The sequence below is a fragment of the Rhizobium sp. BK591 genome (assembly GCF_014195045.1).
Classification (GTDB): Bacteria; Pseudomonadota; Alphaproteobacteria; order Rhizobiales; family Rhizobiaceae; genus Rhizobium; species Rhizobium anhuiense.
This window is the reverse complement of the sequence record NZ_JACIAZ010000009.1, coordinates 255,412-275,408: the sequence shown is the minus strand read 5'-3', so window position 1 is coordinate 275,408 and position 19,997 is coordinate 255,412. Positions and strand designations below refer to the sequence as shown.

Genomic DNA, 19,997 nt, shown 5'->3' with positions numbered 1-19,997 from the left:
CCCTCCGCCGCTCTCTTTGAAAAGCGCTACGATGGGTCACCCTTGCAGTTGCCACTATCGCGATCGATGCGAGTTCAGTTCACCAACCATTGGGTGATCCGTTTGGCTGCCGCCCGCTTGCGGCCCACACGAATGTCGGCAGCGCCGGTGTCGAAATCCAGGCCGTTCTGCTCACGCAGCTGTCTCAGCCATGTTGGAAAGGCATGCAGATTTCCGCGCCCAAGAAGGGGAAAACCGAGATCGTTCCGGTAATTCTTCTTTTCGCTTTCCGAGAATTCTCCGCGCTCGGCGATGCGCGCGTTCAGCTCCCACTGCCAGTCAGGGTTCGGCCGGATATGCAATCGCACGACGTTCTTGGCGATCAGCGGATGGCCTTCGGCGCCGCGCAGCGGCACCGCAATATGGATTTCCCAGTCCTCGTCGTCGCTGAACGGCAGCTCCAGCCTCTGCGCCAGAGCGACGGATTCGGTGGCATTGCGACGCGCGAGCTCGATGTCGTTGAGCTGCTGCGCCAGCGAGCGGAAATGCTCCTCGTCGGCCTCGGCATCCGGCAGAACCGCCTCGACATAGCGGTGCAGGATCGCCAGTTGCTCGACCCGCCGCATAAGATCGTATTTGCCCTCGACCATATCGGCAACGAGATCGGCACGGGTCGCCTTGTTGAGCAGGCAGATGAACGCCATACCCCAGAAGCGAAGATTGGTGACGTCGTAGAGATCTTCGCCGTAGCGCCGATCATGGCGATAGCCCAGATGCCGGAAAGTTTCGAGAATGCGCACCGCCTCATCAGCGAAGGGAACAAACTTTGCCTTCTTGTCGCGCTGGGCGGGCATCGTCGTATAATTGCCGACCTGCGCAATGAGCCTGAGGCGCGCCTTCAGCGCCTTGGCCGAGATCGTCTCGCCGCTCGGCAGGACGCCGGCATCGTCGAAACCGAAGACGAACAGCAGTTGATGCCGCCGCGACATCGCAATGACACCGCCAAGATCGAGAAAGGGCAGCATGCGCCGGTAGGCCTCGACCAGCAGCGGCATGTCCTTCTCTCCGACCGAAGGGGCTCCGCCGGCAACGCGCATGAAATGAAAATAGAAGTCGATTTGCTCGTTCGGATCGAGCAGCCCGGAAGCTTTGGTCGCCGAAGGTCCGATCCGATGATGATTGGCAGGCCAGAACTTCCCCTGCCGCCGATCGGCAAAGGCTTCGTTCTCGTCGGTGATGAATGTTCGCAAGAGCTTTGCGTCGGTGTCGGTCATGGTGTGTTCCTGTTGATCAGAAATTCATGTCCGATCGTACGAACAGCTTCGAGATGTCCAAAGGGCCCTCGACCACCCTGCTTCGGATCGATATAGCGTTCGAGCGTAAAGGATCCTATCTGCGACAGCACGCCCAGATATTCGATGAAGCCGCCGATTGAAAAATCCCTGGCAGCGCCATCGCCGCCGAGGCGGAAATGCGGGACCATGGTGTAGACCTGATCCGCGCTGATCGGCCCAAGTCGCCGGCGAACCGCATCGAAAACGGGCTTGCCTGTCGTAGCATCCACCCAGCCACGACAATCGAAAACGCTGGCGTCCACGGCGGAAGCTACCGCCATATCATCGTCGAAGGGGGGTACGCCCTCAATGACGTGGGTGGTAATGTCGGTGGTCGTGACGGTGCCGAGATTCATCTTGAGCGTGATCAGCTTGAACTTCGGATGCCAGACGCTGACTTCGCCGAATGCATCCCGCATGAAGGGCACCATTCTCGCGACGTCGAATTCCGGATCGCCTGCAAACAGCGCGTGCAGGACAGGCATGATCGGCTCGGGATCGCAGATCCAGAAAAGACCGTCGCGCCACTGCCCGCGCCCATACTCAATCCAGAAATCAACCATGGCGTCAGGCAGCTTCCCGCGATAGCCCTCAGCCTGCGAAGCAGAAACCGTCATACCATCTTTAAGTGGCCCGAATTCATCCAATATTTCCTGTAAGGGACGCCGAGGTGTAGCAGACATATTGGCTCCAGATGCTCATCAGCCGCTCGATATGGTCAGGGCGATCCTTTGTCGCCGCCATCTTTGCCCAGCGCGGACCGCCGACCAGAAGCGCAAAATACCGGTCATCCGCCATGCCTGCAGCGTAAAGCGACGGCTTCCCTGCTCCGTAAAGCTCCTCGAGATCTTCGTCGTCGTCAGGGGCGTCGGTCATCGAGATTTAGGCGGCACCCCTTTGAAATCGCGTTCCAGCAACTCAGGCGGAATTTCGATATCTGTCCAGCGATCACCGTCGAAGGTGTGAACGCCATGTTTTGAATCGAAGTAATACAAGACATCATCGACGGCCTGGACTTTGAGCGGGTTCGGAATGTTGCGATTGATGCTCGGATCAATGACGGGTTTCAAAGGCGACAGCAGGTGCCCGTCGAACCAATGCAAAGCGTAGTCTGAGGCTATCACCATCCGATCCTTGAATTTCGTAATCGAATGCAGCTTTTCATTGTTTCCCTTGAAAGAAACATCCCGAAAGCCATGTTCGGCATTCCCGCACAAAATGACGCCATTACCGCCGACGGCCCAGACCTTCTCTGGGGACTCGATGAAAATGTCCGAAAGCGTAGCTGGCTCTGGATAATACTTCCCCGAGCGCGGTTTGACTATGATCCGCCATTCTTGCCCGTTCCAATGATAAAGACGGCCTTCCAGGACACGGCTTGAGCCCTCCGAGGCTCGTCGAATGGCTGCGGCCTCTTCATTTCGGCCGGCTAGGTAGAGGCGCCCCATCTCCTCCTCTTCTTCGTCCGTTAATTCCCTGTTTGTGCTTGTCGGCGAATAGGTCACATTCATATAGAGATCGCTCTCGGTCCAGCCATTCAGATTGCCGAAAACGAGGTAATCGTATGTTTCTGGTGCTTGCGGCAGCTTTTCCTTGTGGAACCAGGCTATGTCGTTCTCGACCAGACGATAAAGCTGCGAGTGATAGCCGGTTATGAACAGCGCATCCCCAATCAGGGCGATGGAATTGACGTATCCAAGATCGGTCGCATCGTCGGAATAGACGCCAGCGCCGACTATTTTACGATGCGAGGAGTCCTTGCCCATGGGCAGCGTATAAACATCGCCTTCATCGCTGAGAGCATAGATGATCGGCCGTCCATTCTCTCCAATTCTACCGGCAAGATCATCGATCTTACGCGGGACGTCGGAACGGGACCATGGCTGTTCCAACCCACCTTCGTGAACCAGGACGTAGGAATACATATCCTCATAATCCTTGCCGCTGAACACGACGCAGAACGTGTCTTTCCCCAGAGCAAGGGCTCGATCAAGGCGTAGGGGATCGTACGGTTTCATATTTCTTACCTCAATAAGTGCCGGCTTTTAGGACATCGATTACACCTTGTCCGCCCGGCAATCGGGGAGGTCGTAGCGTAGTGCGGCCAGGTTGCCTAAATTTGATATTAACTTGCGCGTCCGCCGCATCCTTTGCCATTTTTTTACATTTCTCGGGCAGCCCCTCGATCCGATCAATCGCCTTGTGTGCCTCATCTCTGATTTTACCAAGCGGAGCCGTTCCCTGAGGGTTATAGTTCTGTCCCAAACTCGCGAGAGCCGGATTGAGCGACTTGTGAACGGCATCGTCGTCCGTTCTGTGCATGCCTGGCGACAGGCAAATAGCCTGTCCCTGATTATAGGTAGGCGAATTGGGAATACGCCCGGCGGTGGACTCTTTTTCTGTCTGCGTTTCCGGAGCCGTGCCCAGACGATATACCATATCCGGAATGATATGATGCGCCTCGCCCGGGCAGATCGTCTCGACATATTTGTAGGGGCCAACAATACATGGCCATTCACCCTCATCGACATCTACCCGGACACCTTGACCAACGGCCGCTTCAAGCCTTTTAGAGTTCAGGACGGCTTCTGTCGCTTCTCGCGCTTCTTGTTTCCTAACTTCTTGCAGCTCCATTTTCAGTTGATTGAGAGCCTCGTCCTCCGTCATCGGCGCGAAGAAATTTCGCTTTATGAAGCTGGTTCCACCAAGATTTTCGGAATAATTTGACAGCGCCTGAAGTTCACGGGGATTGCTCGGATCGACCACTGTACCTTGTTCTTCAAGGCTATTTCGCAAGCGCCAAAGTCTGCTGCCAGCGTAATATTGATTTTGTATCTCTCCGAGAGCAATTGCGGCTCCAGCTAATCCACCGCCCGGAATGGGACGGCCAAAATTACCTTTGCGTCCAAGCGAGGAACCGCTTTTAGGCTGTGTCGCGCCTTGCTCTGCCTGCCGCGCCATGAATTCACGTAACAACCTCTGCCCTTCAGGGGAAGTGGCATCAAACGCAAGCTGTATCGGCTTCTGGGCTGCCAATGATCCCATTATAGGATCGTCATCCGCAGGCGGATCATAGGTCTCAGTCCCACGCACGAAGATGGCTTCGCCCTGGGTATTCCGATTGTTCATCCAGAAGCGGTCGAGATGCCGGATGACGTGAGAACCCTCGGCGCGCACCTGGTCGGCATGCCCGATCGGCTCGCAGACATTTCCCACAGTACCGGATTTGAATCCCTTTTTCGTTCCCGGTGCATCGCCGTGGACGTGGGTCGTACAGGACCGCAGGGCCATTGCCTTCTTGCCGGTAAAGCGGACAGATGGCGTGTAGTCTTTGTCGTGCCCGCAATAGTCGACGATCGGGTACGGGATGGAAACAACCGAGGAGCCGACCGGCGTCAGGCATACATCCGGCGATAGCGAGACGATCTTTGCCTCGTCAAGATCACGCAAACCTTCGCGCGGCTGCTTCGTCGTCCAGGGCGTGGGATAGTCGGGCTCGCCAACATAATTGTCGCGCGGGATGCTCATGCCGCTGCTCCATCGGGACGAGCATCAGCCACACCGGTGGGCAACAGATGCCTTGTTCTAAAGATCAGGATGCTCAATCCGCTCCCACTCATTCCCATCGAAGCGGAAAATATCCTTCTGACCGACAACCCAAAGAACATCACCGACAGCCCCCGCATAGAAAATGTATTCACCGCGCAGCTTAGGGAGAGCGGGGGAAAACCGGCGCAGATCGGACGTGCCGGGCGCGAGTTCGAACAGGCCGCCCGGGCGAACGCTCGACGGCAATATCAGCTTGCCTCGATAGGGCGTAATCATGTGAAAGAGATTGAGCTGTTGACGCAGATTGACTGGCGTGAACCCGCGTGCATAGCTGCCGTGCAGCAGCACGCCTTCCCGTCCGCATATCCAGACGCTATCCGCGTGCTCAATGTGGATGCCCGTCAGCGCTGCTTCCTCAAGATAAACCTTCAGCTCATGCAGCTCCGAACCGTCCCAGAAATAGAGGACGGGCCGGGGTCCCTCTGATCCGCATAGATATATCGCATCCTCCGAAAAGCCTTTGATAGCGTTCAGAGAAATGTTTTTGGGCGCTTGCTTCTGAAAGTCCCTCAGCCAGGAAAGGTAGTCCGGATCATCTGTGCGAGGCCTTCCTTCTTTTTTCTTCAGATAGCTGGCCATGTCGAACAGCAATCTATCAGTCAGAAGGCTCCAACTGTCCCGACCGTGTCGCCGATAGATTTGCCCACCCTGTCCGCATGCATAAAGTTTGCCTCCGACCTGGGTAATTGCTGACATTCGTCCATGCCCTTTAGCGTCTGCCACCCAGGTTCCCGCGCCCAGGATCTTTTCGCGAAAGTTTCCTTTCCACCAAGCGTGATAAACATCCCCCTCAGAAGACATATAGGTGAGATAGTCGGTCGTAGCGTCGATTTCCGGATTGCTGAATAAGGTGATGTCCTGCATATGGAAATCGAAGTCGTCATAATACCATTGTTCTCCGATCCGGGCGTCGTGTTCGAAGCGAAAGATGCGGGATTCTGGAGCATAGACGTCAGATCCTGTCATGACGGCATTGATCACGACGACATCATCGGAGCGGGCACAGGCGCGAGTGAATTCTATCATGCTGCTCGCACTCTTAAGGTCTTGCATTTGCACCTCTCTTGGCACCCGTCTGCAACGCATTGAGCGTGTCGCTGGGCAAAGGCGGATACTGTTTGGCTCGCAACAGTTGGTTGGGGTCTCTCCCGGCGAACTCGCCATTGACTGCAGCGATGATCTGCGCGGCACAATCCGGCCGAACGGACGTCATCGCGTCGATAGAGGCATCCTTAACATCATCCAAAGTTGCGGTGAACGGCGGATTGGAATTTCTACCGAGCGCCTCGATCGCCCCATCGGCCAGGTGAGAATCGTTGTGTTCGGTTCCCTGCGTCCTTGCCTGCCCGACGACGCACATGCTCTGCCCTTGCCAGAAACCGGGCATATTCGGAATTCGTTTTTCACCGACGATCGCTTCCTTGCGGGTGCCATAGCGCAAGGTCCAATCAGGTACGATATGATGGGCCTGCATGCCGATGCTCTTGCAGATCGGCTCCATCTTTTCGTAGGTGTCGATCCGGCATCTCCGCTTTTCACGCTCCTGCTCCACGCGGACGTTTTCCGGGACGGGCAGTGCTGCAGGCGCCCGGCGCTCACCGATGCGCTCTGCGTTTTTCCGCAACTGCTCGGCGCTGGGCCACGGCGCCTCGAGCAGGTCGGCGAGATCATCGGGATCCATCGTGCGAAAATCGAGCGGCACACCGGCCTTCAACGACAGAATGTCATTGGCATTGAGGATGGTCGCATTCCCGGAAAACCATTCCCGCATATGCCAGGGCAAATTGCTGATTTCCCGCGCTTGCGGCGACGTAATAGGGACTTGCCCGCGCAAATGGTCGCCGATCGCCCGAGCCATGACACCATCCGGTCCGACATACCATCGTCCCGCCATGTCGCCGAGTTGGTAGCCGGCTTGCGCAAGGCCGAGCAAACCGAGCACCCGGCCCGCTCCTGTCGGCAAAGGGCGTCCGAAGGTTCCGCGGCGTTGATAAACGTTGTCATTCGCGGCGGGAGGAAAAGGTCGGGTCGTTTGCGGCCGCTGTGGCTGCGGCAGCGGCTTGGGCTGGGTTGCCGGTTGCGCATTTCCTGCCGATTGCTGCGGCGCTACCTTGCGAAGAGCGCTCCCCGCATCCGCGTATTGAGCCCCCATTATCAGCGGTTCGGGTGACGCGTCGCTCACGACCTTGCCTTCGTCACTACCCTTCCAGCGCAGTGAGCCGGGAATGGGATCATCGTCTTCAGGCGGCGCGAATGTCTCGGTACCGCGCACAAAATTCGCCTCGCCCTGCGTATTGCGATTGTTCATCCAGAAGCGGTCGAGATGGCGGATGACATGAGATCCCTCGGCTCGAACCTGATCCGCATGCTCGATCGGCTCGCAGATGTCTTCTACCGCGCCTGACTTAACGCCCTTGCGATTGCCCGGAGCGTCGCCATGGACATGCGTGGTGCAGGAGCGCATGACCATGGCTTTCTTGCCAGTGAAGCGGACGGATGGCGTATAGCCCTTGTCGTGCCCACAATAGTCGACGATCGGGTATGGTATGGGAACGACCGAAGAACCTATCGGCGTCAGGCACACATCCGGCGACAGCGAAACGATCCGTGCCTCATCGATATCGCGGAGCCCTTCGCGCGGCTGCTTCGTCGTCCAGGGCGTGGGATAGTCGGGCTTGCCGACATAGTTGTCGCGCGGAATGCTCATGCCGCTGCTCCGTCGGGATGAGCATCATCCGCCGCTTTGACTTGAACCCGCGTCAACGTAAGCGATGTTTGGCCTGCCTCCTGAAGCGGAAAGCGCGTCCGCCAGGTCAGCATCACTCGATTGTCGTTCCGCCAGTCGAAATGCACGCCGTCCAGCGAGAGCAGATACCACTCATCGCGCTCCTGGCCGACACATCGGACGCCCAGCGTGATCCCCGGCAGTCGCCCTGTGGCTTGGGCGAAGCTAGGGTGGAGATGATCCAGTTCGTAGTCTTCGTCCCCGCTCAGATAAGGGGCCGCAACGAGATCCGGATGAGCGCATTGCCAGAAGCGTGCATCGAAATCTTCCGGCAGAAGCGGGTGACGCTCGTTGAGCCAGACATCGTCATAGGTCCCGGCATGTTGCTGACGAGATCGCCACCAAGGCGACACCAAGCCCAGTCCCTGAGGCTCGGTGGGCTCGCGCCAGTTCAGCGTCTGTCCCAGCAACGTGATTTGCGGTGCCGCGACGGGCGCTTGATCCCAAGGCATGTCGAGATTGACGATGCCGCAGCCGAGCGGATTGCGCGCTTCGACATCGGCGGGCGTTTCGGTTTGCGGATCGCCCGTACCGGGAATTTGACCGCCATAGGCCTTGCTCCAGCAGATCGGCACCGAAGATGCCGGCTCTGCTTCGCTCAGATGCCAATCCGCCAGCACCCGCTTGGCTTCCCTTGCCGAAAAGCCGGCCCATTTTTCCTTGATGACGGGGCGCCAGAAGCGCGCGCCATGGACTTCAAGCCTTTTGGAGAGCTGTCCGACGCGCAGACCGACCTGCCATGACGATGCTGGAGTGCTGCCCGGCGCATAGGCATTGCCGAGGAAAGTGATGTCGGTGCCGACCTTCTCTGGTGTGAGATCGCTCTGACGCAGGAGAGGGCCGGCATGGGGATCACCTTCATAGGCGTCCTCCCATTGGAAGTCTTCCTGCTCGCGACGTAACCGCAATCTGTCGTTTTGAACATGTTCGAACGTGCCACGAACCGACACGACACAATCCAAGTCCCCATTCGCATCGAACTGCCGAAAGGCCATAGCCGGAAAGGGAAGCCGGTTGATCAGTTCCAAGCGAACCTCCTCAGTTCAGATCGATCGGCTTGCCGCGCATCTGGAAGTGTTCGGTGGCGACGAAGTTGAACGTCTTGCCGAGAATGATCACTTCGCCATTGGCTTTCATGATGAATTTGGAATTGCCACATTCGATGACGAATTCCTCGCCGACGGCGATCTTCTTGAATTTGCCGACGCTCTCCAGCGATGTCTGGCCGACATTGGTCACCTTGCTCACGCCGACCTGCTCGGCACGGGCAATCCCGATCGTGTCCGATTTGAACGAGCCGACAATCGTGTTCATGATGCCGGGCAGCGGAAAAAGGCTGGAGGCCGCGTCGCCGACACCCGTGCCGGAACCAGCCAGCGCCGTACCCGCATCCGCTCTCGGTGACGGCCCGGACACAACGCCCTCGCGGCTTCCCAGTCCGCCTGCACCAAGGAAACCCAGCGCTGAAGATGCGAGTGTGCCGGCAAAGGCCGCGAGCCCCGGCCCACCGCCGCCTGCAATTTGCCCAGCCTGCGCCAAGAGCCCCGCCGTATGTCCGGAGAGACTGCTGACCGCCCCCATCAGCGCCATGGCCATCGGCCCGGTGCCGCCGACGACGGTGTTCATCGAGCCGCCGACCTCGTGCTTCTGGTTGCCGCCGACTTCGACCGTCCGGTTGGCGCCGATCGCCGAGACCTCGTGCCGGTCGATGCGTTTGGTGCGGTCGTTCAGCACCCGCGTCGTCTGGTCCTTCTGCGCATGGAAGAACATGTTTTCCTGGCCGGCCTCGTCTTCGAAGGTCATTTCGTTGAAGCCGGTGCCCTTATGGGAGTTGGAGCGCATGACCATGCGCGTCTTGTTGGTCGGCAGGTCGTAAGGGACCGCGTTGCTGGGATTGGGAACCACGCCGGTGACCAGCGGCCGGTCGGGGTCGCCGTCGACGAAGGCGACCATCACCTCCATGCCGATGCGCGGGATGACCTGCGCCCCCCAGGTGCCGCCGCCCCAGACCTGGCTGACGCGCACCCAGCAGGTGTCGGAACCGTCCTTCTTGGCCTTGCGGTCCCAGGGGAACCACAGCTTGATGCGGCCGTACTGGTCGGGATGGATCTCCTCGCCGGCGGGCCCTGCGACGATTGCCACCTGCGTGCCCTCGATCCGCGGCCGCTTGGTCTCGCGGTGCGGCGTCATCGCCACCCGTGACGGCACCGCCTCGAATGTGTTCGTGTATTCCGGCTCGTTGCTGTTCGTCTCGTAAGAGCGGTCGACGACGGTATGCACCGCCTTGACCACCACATGCTCCTCATAGGCATGGTCGGGATGGGCGACTTCATAGGGGGTGAAGCGGCGCCCCGCCTCCAGGATGCGGGATGTCGAGCCGCCGAAGACCCGGTCGTGATCGGCTTCGGAGGCCTGCATCCTCAGTTTTTCCGCCCGCTCCGCCTCGGCCACCGAGGAGATGCGCGCAGGATATTCGTAGAGCTCGCGCTTGGTCGCTTCCGGCATCTGCACGAGCGACGGGGTCATGGTGCCCGGCACCATGCGCGGCGTCTCGAAATTCCAGTCGGCGCCGGCGCGCTGGCCCGGCACATAGGAATAGCGCCGGCTCCACTCGGTGATGTGGTTGCGGTCGGCCGAGCCCTGCGCCAGCCGGACCCGCCCCTCGCCCTGCGCCGAGGGCGACGGACCGAGCCAGGATCTCGGGCTGTCGGCGACATGCAGCTTGTGTTTGCCGTCCTCATGCGAGAACCAGTAGAACAGGCCGTCCTCCTCGAAGCGGCGGGTGAGGTAGGCAAGGTCGGTTTCGTTCCACTGCACCGAATAATGCTGCGGCGGCGGTGGCGTGATCACGCCCGTGGTATCGGGCGCCGGAATGCCGTGCTCGGAAAACAGCGTCTCGACGATATCGACCGACGTCTTGTCCATCCAGATGCGGCAGTCGGAACGGCGCGACAGCAGCCACATCTGCGGCCGCAGCACCATGGAATAGGATCTGAGGCCGCGGGTGATGGGCGGTCCTTCGTTGAGCTCGGTCACCAGGCCGTTGAACGGGCGGCGCACGCCGCCGCCATCCTCGCCCTGCTGCACCTCGACGGAGACATCCATCAGCCGGCCGATCAACTCCTCCGGCTTGACCGACGGCTTCTTGGCGCGCGCCGACAGCTTGATTTCAAAGAGCGAGGAAATGCCTTCCTCGATCGTCACCCGCTCCGGCAGAAGCTGGTCCTCGCCGAGCGGCGAGACGATCTTCAGAATACGGTTCGCCTGGATGAAATCGGCGGCGAGGGATTGCAAATCGTCCATAACATCACGTTCCGTCTTGGGAGCCGAATTACTGCTGCTGTTGCGGCCGAGGATGGGTCTTGAGGTAATCCACCAGCGCCTGGAAATACTGCCCCAGCATTTCGCTATTGGCCTGATCGGAGACCTGCTTGTAACTTTCGATGAGCGCGTCGCGCTTGGCCTTTCCACCGGGGCTTTCATAGAAATCCGTCAGCACCGACAGGTCTTCCGGAGACAGGGTGGCGAGCACGAAGGTCAGCCGCGCCTTTTCATTCGCCCGTGCCATGTCCTTGGGAAGCGGTTTCTCGTTCTCGCTTTTCGAACGCAGCGACGAGATCACGCTCTTCATCTCGGATTGCAGCTTGTCCTGCGGAGCGGACGCCAGCGTCCCGGCATCGGAGCTGGAGAGGGTCTCCAGGGACAGATACATGAGCTGGGCGGTGAAAGCCGTTTCCACGGCAAGATCCGGGCCGGCCATCAGATCGGCAAGCCGATTGATACGCGGCCCGTTGTCCGGGTCGGCAAGACGCGTTTCGATATCCTTCGCCGCGGTCTGGTCCTGCGCTTCGTACATGCGCGCGATCTTCGCCTGCCCCTCTTCCAAAGCCGCTGCCGCTTTGGCGAAGGCTTTCGGATCGACGGCATCGTCGCCGGCCTCACCGACGGCCTTCGAAACTTCGGCCAGCATGCTGTCGGCCTTGAAGGAAGACCGCGCCGCCGTTTCAAGCAGCGGCTGCGCATCCGAAGTCGCCGAAATGCCCCGATCGGCCGCAGCCTTGGCGACATTGTCGACAGCGGCAGGCGTGCCGGAAAGGCGCGACGCCACCTCTTCGATCTGAAGCAGGGACTGATCGGTGGTATCAGAGGCACCGACCATGCCGGCCGCACTTACGGCCATGGCGCAGACGAGAGCGGCCGCAACCAGCGGCCAGCGCATGCGCCCCATCAATCCGTGCGGCTTCAGGAGATCCGTCAACAGCATCGACACCCCTCAGATCATCCTGACGTCGGTGAGCTGCTTGGGCCGCGCGTCGGTGGAAAGTCGGTTGATGATCTGCTCCGCCTTCGCCAGTTGGGCGCGGCCTGTGGGGTCTATCAGAAGCTTTTCGGCAAAATTCTGCTCGGGATAGAAGGATGAATTGCCGGTAAGACGGCTGAGCGTGTTGATGCGATCCCGTACGACCGATCCGATATTGTCGTATTCGACACGCTGACCGGGTTCGAAAGGCTGGAGCGGCCGGCCGATAAAGCGGGGCGAAGTGGCCTTCGGATAATCCGATGCCGAGGGCATCTGCGGAATGGCGTTCTTGCTGTATTCGATATCCCGGCCCATGCCACCGACAGTACCGCCGGTGGCCGGCACATAGGTCACCAGCTTGTCGGAATCCAGAACCGCGCTCATGTAGAACAAGAGCTCCATCTTCTGGGACAGCCGGTTTTCGTCGACGCGCCGGCTCTCCGGCGGATTGCAGAACGGCGTCTTGCCGACCAGATCGGCAAGCCTGGATTTGTTGGCCTCGCTGATCGAATTGTCCTGTTGCACGCCCCTGACGAAATCATGCACGCAGATGTGGTTGGTATCGATGAAATCGGCGATCCGCGTCATGAAATTGAGGGCGGTCGGCGCGGAAGCGATCGGCGCGCTGCTCGTCAGCTTTTCCGCAGCGCTGGTCACCTGCTTGTTGGCGAGCTTCTTGGCCTCGTCGAGCACGCCGCCGAGCGCAAACATCACCGGCTTGCTGTTGGCCGCGGCATGCATCAGGTCGAAGGTGCGGTTGAGATTGTTGTTGCAGATCACCCGAAGCGCCGTGCGCCCCGCCAGCACACGCACCGAGGTCGTGGCAAAGGCGGCCATCATGATGCTGCCCGTCAGGACCGAAGCGGAAAACACGAAGAGCTCGGCCAGCATCCGGTCGCGGGCTTCCTGGGCTTTCGTGGTCTTCTGGTAATTGTCGACGGCGAGATCGTAAGCCCGCACATAGGGATTGGCGACATTCGTCTCCCATTGGGATTTGTATTTGGGCAAATCTACAAGAATATCGTTCAAACGCTCAGTTGCAGCCGACACGATCATCTCCATTGTCTAAAGCGCAAGGATGTCTCTCAATTCATCTGCGAAAACAGCCTATTTCAGCGCCCTTCCCTGTGATGGAAAAGGCGCTCGAAACGTCGGCTGCAGTGCCAGCAACAAGGCTGGCACTGCCGATGTTGAGAAGCCTCAGGCGGCCTTGGTGGTCGCGAGATCGTAAGAGGCGATCATCGGCGACTGCGGCGAGTGCTTGTCGTCGTAAGGCGTGTACTTCACTTCCATCTTGGTGAAGTTCAGCTTGATCGTCTCGACCGGGCGGTCACCGTTGGAATCGATCGAGTAGCTGGCGATCAGCGTGTTCTCGAGGGAATACTCGATGTAAGTGTCGCCGGGGTTGCCCGTGGTGACGAGATGGATGACGGAGCGCTTGCCGGTGCGGCCCGAGCAGGCCTCCTGGAAGAGCTTGGTCGACGAGGAGTCGCTGACCTTGGTGAGGATCACTTCCGAAACGGTCGGCTCGGAAGCTTCGCGGTTTGCCGCCGAACCGGCGGAGGTGTTCATGTTGCGGGCGACGTTCCAGTGAATGGCTTCGATGTCCATCCACTTGCGATGCTGCTCGTGGGTCGCATCCCCCTGGATACCGTCGATCTGAAGATAAATCGGCATGCTGTCAGCTCTCCTATTGGCGGTTGAGTGCCTAGTTGCGTCTAAGGCGTAGTTGCCTTTCTTCTCGCTGCTCCCCGAGTGCGCTTGCGGCTCGGGGCTACTTCATCCGACAACCGGTTTTCCCCCGGCGTGTCGAATTCCTGCGGGGCGGCCTCTTCGGCATCGAGGCCGAAACGGTGGCCGTCGTAACCGATGGTGACCCCGTGAATTTTCTTCCCCTGGCCAACGGCATCGAGGAAAAATGTCGAAAGATCAGGCAAGAGGTCGCGGGCAATCATGACCTCGATCGCGCGGGCGCCCACCTCGCTGGCGCGGGCGCGCGAAATCAGCGCGTCGCGGGCTCCCGGCGAGAGTGAAAGCCTGGTCCCGTAGGTGGCCTCGACCCGCTCGCGGATGCGGCCGATCTGGATATCGACGATGCCCGAGAGGGTCTGGTTGCCGAGCGGCATGAAGGGCAGCACGGTCGTACGGCCCAGGAAGGCCGGCTTGAAATGCTTCTGCAATTCCGGCGTCAGCAGCGCTTCGAGCGCGTCGGCCTCGGGCATCGTGTCGGGGTCGGCGGCCAGTGCGGCGATCATCTCCGAACCGGTATTCGCCGTCATGACGATGGTGGTGTTCTTGAAGTCGATGTCCCGGCCTTCGCCGTCGCGCAGGGTTCCCTTGTCGAACACCTGGTAGAAGATTTCCTGAACGCCCGGATGCGCCTTGTCGATCTCGTCGAGCAGCAGCACCCCATAGGGCCTGCGCCTCACCGCCTCGGTGAGCACGCCGCCTTCGCCGTACCCGACATAACCGGGCGGCGAGCCGAGGAGCATGGAAATCTTATGCTCCTCCTTGAATTCGGACATGTTGATGGTCGTGAGGTACCGGCTGCCGCCATACAGCATGTCGGCGAGCGAAAGCGCGGTTTCGGTCTTGCCGGTGCCGGACATGCCGACCAGCAGGAAGACGGCCGGCGGCCGGCGCGGATCGGAAAGCCCGGCGCGGGCCGCCCGCATCGCTGATGCGATGCGCTCGATCGCCGCGTCCTGGCCAAGCACTCGCTCCTTCAGGCGGGCATCGAGCGTCTTGACGGTCTCGATCTGGTCCGACAGCAGCTTGCCGACCGGAATGCCGGTCCAGCGAGCGACGACGGCGGCAACGATTTCCTTGTCGACGACGCGCGGTAGCAGCGGCGTTTGATCCACGACTGCCGCCAGGCTGCGTTCCGTGACGGCAAGTGCGGCGCGTGCGCTTTCCGCGGTCATGGCTTGCGATGGGAAAGGCGCGACATTCGTGCCGTCGCCCGTCTTGTCGGCCGGCGCCAGCGGGACGACGGCGTCGTCGGGCGAGAAGAACTCCTCCAGCCGGTCCGCTTCCCGGACGAGCCGGTTTTCTTCGTCGAATTTCGACTGGAGCGTCTCGATCTCCAGAACGATCTGCTTCTGCTTGCCGGCGATCTCCTCAAGCCGGGCGCGCTTTTCCGGCGTCTCCGGTTCGCGTGCGAGCCAGTTCGCCTCGGTTTCCAGAAGATCGCGCTCGTCGGCGAGCAACTTCAGCGCCTCCGGCGTCGTCTGGCGCGCCAGCGCCACCGCAGCAGCGGCCGTGTCGATCAGGCTGATCGCCTTGTCGGGAAGCTGCCGGTCCGGCAGATATCGCGCCGAAAGCCGGACGGCGGCGATGATCGCCTCGTCGCGGATGCGGACCTTGTGATGGGTTTTCAGGCCTTCCGCCACGCCGCGCAGCATGCGGATTGCGGCTTCTTCGTCCGGCTCGCGGACATGCACGGTCTGAAAGCGGCGGGTGAGCGCGGCATCCTTTTCGATGAAGCGCTTGTATTCGCCCCAGGTCGTCGCCGCGATCGTCCGCAGTTCTCCCCGCGCCAAAGCGGGCTTCAGGATATTGGCGGCATCACCTTGCCCCGCCTGTCCGCCGGCGCCGATCAGCCCATGCGCCTCGTCTATGAACAGGATGATCGGCTCGGGCGAGGTCTTCACCGCATCGACCACGCCATGCAAGCGCCGTTCGAACTCGCCTTTGACGCCGGCGCCAGCCTGCAGCTGGCTCAGGTCCAGCAGCAGCAGCTTCACGTCCTTCAGCCGCGCGGGCACGTTGCCGGCGGCGATCTCCAGGGCAAGCGCTTCGGCCACCGCGGTCTTGCCGACTCCCGCCTCGCCGACCAGGATCGGATTGTTCTGGCGCCGGCGCATCAGGATATCGATCAACTGCCGCAATTCGCCATCACGGCCGATGACCGGGTCGATCCGGCCGGCGCGGGCATCCGCCGTCATGTCGTGGGTGTAGAGCCGCAGGAATTCATTGTCCCCAGAGAGGTTCGGAGACGGGGTGGCGGGCATGGAAAGCTGCTCGGACGAACCGGACGACGCTTTCTCCAGCAACCTGTCGAGCGTCGCCCTGTCGAGATTGCGCATCGATGGGGCAATGCCCCGCATCACGGCCCGCAATGCCGAATCATTGATCAGCGCGGCCAGCAGATCGGCCAGCAGCACGACATTCCGCCCGCATTGCAGCGATGCAACCAGAAAGGATTCCCTTCCAAGGGCAAGCAGGTTTGGAGAGAGCGCGAGCGAGGCGCCATCCTCCCGCGGCATGTCGGCGATCGCCGCGTCGAGCTCTGTCCTCAGCATTTCGGAGGAGAGCTTGAGCTCTTCGAAAACGGCAGAAAATCCTGCGATATCAAGAAGGGAGCGAAGCCAGTGGGCGATATCGACGACGGCGTGCTGATGCCGCACGGCAAGCGAAGCCGCTGTCTCAAGACCGACACGTAAATTGGGCTCAAGCGTTCTTATCAGACGATTGAGATCGATATGGGACATCCACCAGTCCTGTGTTTACGTCGAAATTCAGTATGCTCTCCTAACGCGAAGAAACAACTAGGGCGCTCATAAACCCTTGTCCAGAAGAAAAACGACTCTATTTTGAAAAACGAGCATATCGAAAGTCGTCATAAATCCGTCATCATCCTTCGATGGTTGACAAGCCAATATGAGCCGCCCAAAATGACCGTTCTTCGCAGTATGCTCTGCTTTTTGAGGAATTTAACCGCGTGAACGTTCGTGAAATTATAGATCCATTTGAACAAAATCATCCGTGCGGAGAAAACGTGCGGATTAATACTTCATCACGTGAAATATACTATAGAATTAAGGACGCGAGAAACGCCGCGCGTACAGCCGAACGTAGTATTTCTCCAGGCGACACTATTGCGCTTGCACCTGCCTGGCATGATGTTAGCAATCTTGGATTGCAGATCCTTTCTTCCAGAAGCAAGGACATCGAAGTATTGGCCTGGCTGGCGGAAGCGCAGTTGCGGCTGCGCGGCTTCTCAGGATTGCATGACGTTTACGTCGCAACCGTGTCGCTTTTAGACAAGTATTTCGACGCTTTGCATTCGATCGGAGACGGCGATATCGAGGAACGGTTCGCGCCCTTCGCGGGCCTGAACGGCGTCGGCGGCGAAGGAACGCTGATCCAGGCTATTCGTTTGACATCGTTGATCCCCGGCGGAAAGTTCGCCCAGTTTTCGCTTTGGGATTTTCAGCTTGCACAGCGGCCGAACGAAGCCGAACGGCGCAAGGAATTGCAGCAGGCGGCGGCAGAAGCCGGTGTCGCTCAGATGTCAGCCCATCTCGGCGTGCTGACCGAGTGCATCGCCGCTTTCGATCGCATGGTCGAAATACTTGACAGACACTGCGGCGACCAGGCGCCACCGAGTTCGAATACACGCAATGTTTTGCAGGAGGCCGCTTCTGCAATCCGGATGCTCGCCGGGATCGAAGAGCCGCTCACTGCTCCTGAAGCCCTTGTCCCGCAGGGATCCGAGCCGTTGCAGGCAAGCAATGGCACCGAAGCCGAGGCCATTCGCATGCCACCCGTCAGCGCCGAGACGATTCGTTCGCGGGAAGAGGCCTTCGAACTTCTGATCGCCGTTGCCCGCTATTTCCGCCGTACCGAGCCCCATTCACCGATCTCCATGTCGATCGAGACGCTGGTGCGTCGCGGCCGGATGGACTTTTTCGAGCTTCTTGCCGAACTGCTGCCCGAACAACACACCCGCAACGCGGTGCTGACGGCAGCCGGCATCCAGCCCGTCACCGACAAGGGAGGCTAGCGGCAGGCCGCAGCATCTCAATTGACAATCCGCCGATGAGACGAAGGAGAATCTCGATGGCAAGTGTGCATGAAAAACTGGAACGGGTTCGCAAGCCGCGGGTCCACATCAAATACGAAGTCGAAACCGAAGGCGCGATGGTGGTGAAGGAACTGCCTTTCGTCGTCGGCGTGCTCGGCGACTTCTCCGGCAATCCCACGCAGGCGCTCAAGCCTTTCGGCGAGCGCAAATTCGTGCAGATCGACCGCGACAACTTCGATGACGTCATGCGCCGCATGACGCCGGGCCTCACCCTGTCGGTCGAGAACACCCTCGAGAAAGATGGAACCGAGATTCCGGTTTCGCTGAAATTCGAAAGCATGGCCGATTTCGAACCCGGCTCTGTCGTCGATCAGGTACCGGCGCTGAAGGCCCTGCTCAACGCCCGCAACCAGCTGCGCGACCTGATGAGCAAGGCGGACCGCTCCGAGGAACTCGAGCGCCTGCTCGAGGATATCCTGCAGAACAAGGCCGATCTCTCGCAGCTGGTGGCCCAGCTTGGCGGCGGCAAAGCCGAAGAGGCGAAGGACGTGTTGAACTGAGTGCCTGGGATCGCGGACCGATAGCGGCCCGCGCGCTCAATTCCTGAAAAGTCGTTGTCCGGCAGCCGCCCCTCTCGAAGGGAACCCCTCATGCTTCGAGGGCCGCCGCTTTCGCAAAAAGGATCGATAGATGACCGCCGAAACGCAATTGCAAACAAAGGAAGAAGCCGGGTTCGCGCCTGATGAGAACCTGCTCTCGAAGGTCGTTGCGGCAACCCGCCAGACCGAGCCCGACCGTGCCCAGGACCTTCTGCGCACGCTGACCGATCAAGCCCTGAAGGGTACGGTCAGCTATGATCGCAACCTGACGATCACACTGAACAATGCCATTGCCGAGATCGACAAGGCGATTTCAAGCCAGCTCGCGGCCATCATGCAGTCGCCCGAGTTCACCAAACTCGAAGGCGCCTGGCGCGGCTTGAATTATCTCGTCAAGAACACCGAGACCAGCGCCAATCTGAAGATCCGCGTGCTCAACGCATCCAAGCGCGATGTCGCCAAGGATCTGGCAAAGGCCGTCGAGTTCGACCAGTCGCGGCTCTTCAAGTCGGTCTATGAAGACGAGTTCGGCACACCCGGCGGCGAACCGATGGGCGCGCTGATCGGCGACTACGAATTCGACAATTCCTTCGACGACGTCCAGCTTCTGCAGGGCGTCTCGATGATCGCCGCAGCCGCTTTCGCGCCGTTCATCTCGGCCGCCAGCCCGCGCATGTTCGGCTTCGAGGATTTCCGCGAACTGGCCAAACCCCGCGATCTCGAGAAGATCTTCGAGACGGTGGAGTACGCCAAGTGGCGCAGCCTGCGCGACAGCGACGATTCACGCTTCGTGACGCTCGCCATGCCGCGCGTGCTCGCCCGCATGCCCTACGGTCCGAAGACCAGTCCGATCGAAGAGTTCAATTTCGACGAAACCGGCGGCTCCAAGACCGGCGAACTGTCGCACGATTCCTACTGCTGGATGAACGCAGCCTATGTGATGGGCACGCGTCTGACCGAAGCCTTCGCCAAGAACGGCTGGTGCACCGCCATCCGAGGGGCGGAAAACGGCGGCAAGGTCGAAGGGTTGCCGATGCATATCTTCTCGAGCGACGACGGCGACCTGGACCTGAAATGCCCGACGGAAGTCGGCATCACCGACCGCCGCGACGCCGAGCTCGGCAAGCTCGGCTTCCTGCCGCTCTGCCACTACAAGAATACGGACTATGCCGTGTTCTTCGGGGCGCAGACCGCGCATAAGCCGAAGCTCTACGACCGGCCCGAAGCAACAGCCAATGCCGCCGTTTCAGCCCGTCTGCCCTATATGATGGCGACCTCGCGCTTTGCCCATTATCTCAAAGTGATGGGCCGCGATAAGATCGGCTCCTTCATGGAGGCGGAAGATTGCGAGGCCTGGCTCAATCGCTGGATCTCCAACTATGTCAATGCCAATGACGACGCCGGCGAGGAATCGCGGGCGAAATATCCGCTGCGCGAGGCAAAGGTCACCGTACAGGAGATCCCCGGCAGGCCGGGCGCTTACAATGCCGTGGCCTGGATGCGTCCGTGGTTGCAGATGGAGGAATTGACCACCTCGCTGCGCATGGTCGCCCGGATTCCCTCGAAGAACTGATGAAAGCAG

At 59.9% G+C, this 19,997-nt stretch carries 16 protein-coding genes; 3 read left to right on the top strand and 13 right to left on the bottom strand.

Going from position 1 to position 19,997, the window contains the following annotated elements:
- Positions 1-74: 74 nt before the first annotated feature.
- The 13 genes from FHX10_RS31705 to tssH form a co-directional block, all read right to left on the bottom strand.
- Complete coding sequence (locus FHX10_RS31705; protein ID WP_063474141.1) at positions 75-1,253, bottom strand: hypothetical protein; 1,179 nt, start codon at positions 1,251-1,253, stop codon at positions 75-77.
- Entirely contained in the window at positions 1,250-1,960 is a 711-nt protein-coding gene (locus FHX10_RS31700; RefSeq protein ID WP_245294550.1) for a GAD-like domain-containing protein, read from the bottom strand. The genes FHX10_RS31705 and FHX10_RS31700 overlap by 4 nt, the downstream gene beginning before the upstream one ends.
- Positions 1,953-2,189: a hypothetical protein gene (locus FHX10_RS31695; RefSeq protein ID WP_063474139.1), complete on the bottom strand. Its 237-nt coding sequence runs from the start codon at positions 2,187-2,189 to the stop codon at positions 1,953-1,955. The genes FHX10_RS31700 and FHX10_RS31695 overlap by 8 nt, the downstream gene beginning before the upstream one ends.
- Complete coding sequence (locus FHX10_RS34870) at positions 2,186-3,331, bottom strand: hypothetical protein (RefSeq protein ID WP_088930329.1); 1,146 nt, start codon at positions 3,329-3,331, stop codon at positions 2,186-2,188. The genes FHX10_RS31695 and FHX10_RS34870 overlap by 4 nt, the downstream gene beginning before the upstream one ends.
- A gap of 10 nt (positions 3,332-3,341) precedes the next feature.
- Positions 3,342-4,841: a DUF4150 domain-containing protein gene (locus FHX10_RS31685; protein WP_063474138.1), complete on the bottom strand. Its 1,500-nt coding sequence runs from the start codon at positions 4,839-4,841 to the stop codon at positions 3,342-3,344.
- Between the two features lie 57 nt (positions 4,842-4,898).
- Positions 4,899-5,948 carry a hypothetical protein gene (locus FHX10_RS31680; protein WP_125853681.1) on the bottom strand — a complete coding sequence of 350 codons (1,050 nt, stop codon included), beginning with the start codon at positions 5,946-5,948 and terminating at the stop codon, positions 4,899-4,901.
- A gap of 13 nt (positions 5,949-5,961) precedes the next feature.
- On the bottom strand, positions 5,962-7,629 hold the full coding sequence (locus FHX10_RS31675) for a DUF4150 domain-containing protein (protein WP_063474136.1): 1,668 nt from the start codon (positions 7,627-7,629) through the stop codon (positions 5,962-5,964).
- Positions 7,626-8,735, bottom strand: coding sequence for a DUF2169 domain-containing protein (locus FHX10_RS31670; RefSeq protein WP_063474135.1), 1,110 nt, complete (start codon positions 8,733-8,735; stop codon positions 7,626-7,628). Before FHX10_RS31670 ends, FHX10_RS31675 begins: the two co-directional genes overlap by 4 nt.
- A 10-nt stretch (positions 8,736-8,745) precedes the next feature.
- On the bottom strand, positions 8,746-11,010 hold the full coding sequence (tssI, locus tag FHX10_RS31665; protein ID WP_063474134.1) for a type VI secretion system tip protein TssI/VgrG: 2,265 nt from the start codon (positions 11,008-11,010) through the stop codon (positions 8,746-8,748).
- Between the two features lie 28 nt (positions 11,011-11,038).
- Positions 11,039-11,971 carry a hypothetical protein gene (locus FHX10_RS31660; RefSeq protein WP_244604811.1) on the bottom strand — a complete coding sequence of 311 codons (933 nt, stop codon included), beginning with the start codon at positions 11,969-11,971 and terminating at the stop codon, positions 11,039-11,041.
- A 9-nt stretch (positions 11,972-11,980) separates the two neighbouring features.
- The gene (locus tag FHX10_RS31655) at positions 11,981-13,063 is read right to left on the bottom strand and encodes a hypothetical protein (protein WP_210294504.1); all 1,083 of its coding nucleotides are present in this window, start codon (positions 13,061-13,063) and stop codon (positions 11,981-11,983) included.
- A gap of 144 nt (positions 13,064-13,207) precedes the next feature.
- Entirely contained in the window at positions 13,208-13,684 is a 477-nt protein-coding gene (locus FHX10_RS31650; RefSeq protein ID WP_003575677.1) for an Hcp family type VI secretion system effector, read from the bottom strand.
- 41 nt (positions 13,685-13,725) lie between these two features.
- Positions 13,726-16,500, bottom strand: a complete 2,775-nt coding sequence (gene tssH, locus FHX10_RS31645; protein ID WP_063474133.1) for a type VI secretion system ATPase TssH — start codon at positions 16,498-16,500, stop codon at positions 13,726-13,728.
- Positions 16,501-16,730: 230 nt separating this feature from the next.
- On the opposite strand from tssH, the gene tssA reads away from it, so the two are divergent.
- From tssA to tssC, 3 genes are all read left to right on the top strand, one after another.
- Positions 16,731-17,795, top strand: coding sequence for a type VI secretion system protein TssA (gene tssA, locus FHX10_RS31640; RefSeq protein ID WP_080759911.1), 1,065 nt, complete (start codon positions 16,731-16,733; stop codon positions 17,793-17,795).
- 56 nt (positions 17,796-17,851) lie between these two features.
- A complete protein-coding gene (gene tssB, locus FHX10_RS31635; protein ID WP_047616886.1) occupies positions 17,852-18,376 on the top strand; it encodes a type VI secretion system contractile sheath small subunit in 525 nt (174 codons plus the stop codon).
- 130 nt (positions 18,377-18,506) lie between these two features.
- Complete coding sequence (gene tssC, locus FHX10_RS31630) at positions 18,507-19,988, top strand: type VI secretion system contractile sheath large subunit (RefSeq protein ID WP_047616887.1); 1,482 nt, start codon at positions 18,507-18,509, stop codon at positions 19,986-19,988.
- The last annotated feature ends 9 nt before the right edge of the window (positions 19,989-19,997 follow it).

What these genes read in the sequence shown, in the direction of transcription:
- FHX10_RS31705 (WP_063474141.1), bottom strand. Translation starts at nt 1,253, where the DNA reads ATGACCGACACCGACGCAAAGCTCTTGCGAACATTCATCACCGACGAG.
- FHX10_RS31685 (WP_063474138.1), bottom strand. Translation starts at nt 4,841, where the DNA reads ATGAGCATCCCGCGCGACAATTATGTTGGCGAGCCCGACTATCCCACG.
- tssI (WP_063474134.1), bottom strand. Translation starts at nt 11,010, where the DNA reads ATGGACGATTTGCAATCCCTCGCCGCCGATTTCATCCAGGCGAACCGT.
- FHX10_RS31655 (WP_210294504.1), bottom strand. Translation starts at nt 13,063, where the DNA reads ATGATCGTGTCGGCTGCAACTGAGCGTTTGAACGATATTCTTGTAGAT.
- FHX10_RS31675 (WP_063474136.1), bottom strand. Translation starts at nt 7,629, where the DNA reads ATGAGCATTCCGCGCGACAACTATGTCGGCAAGCCCGACTATCCCACG.
- FHX10_RS31660 (WP_244604811.1), bottom strand. Translation starts at nt 11,971, where the DNA reads ATGCTGTTGACGGATCTCCTGAAGCCGCACGGATTGATGGGGCGCATG.
- tssH (WP_063474133.1), bottom strand. Translation starts at nt 16,500, where the DNA reads ATGTCCCATATCGATCTCAATCGTCTGATAAGAACGCTTGAGCCCAAT.
- tssC (WP_047616887.1), top strand. Translation starts at nt 18,507, where the DNA reads ATGACCGCCGAAACGCAATTGCAAACAAAGGAAGAAGCCGGGTTCGCG.
- FHX10_RS31680 (WP_125853681.1), bottom strand. Translation starts at nt 5,948, where the DNA reads ATGATAGAATTCACTCGCGCCTGTGCCCGCTCCGATGATGTCGTCGTG.
- FHX10_RS31650 (WP_003575677.1), bottom strand. Translation starts at nt 13,684, where the DNA reads ATGCCGATTTATCTTCAGATCGACGGTATCCAGGGGGATGCGACCCAC.
- FHX10_RS34870 (WP_088930329.1), bottom strand. Translation starts at nt 3,331, where the DNA reads ATGAAACCGTACGATCCCCTACGCCTTGATCGAGCCCTTGCTCTGGGG.
- FHX10_RS31695 (WP_063474139.1), bottom strand. Translation starts at nt 2,189, where the DNA reads ATGACCGACGCCCCTGACGACGACGAAGATCTCGAGGAGCTTTACGGA.
- tssB (WP_047616886.1), top strand. Translation starts at nt 17,852, where the DNA reads ATGGCAAGTGTGCATGAAAAACTGGAACGGGTTCGCAAGCCGCGGGTC.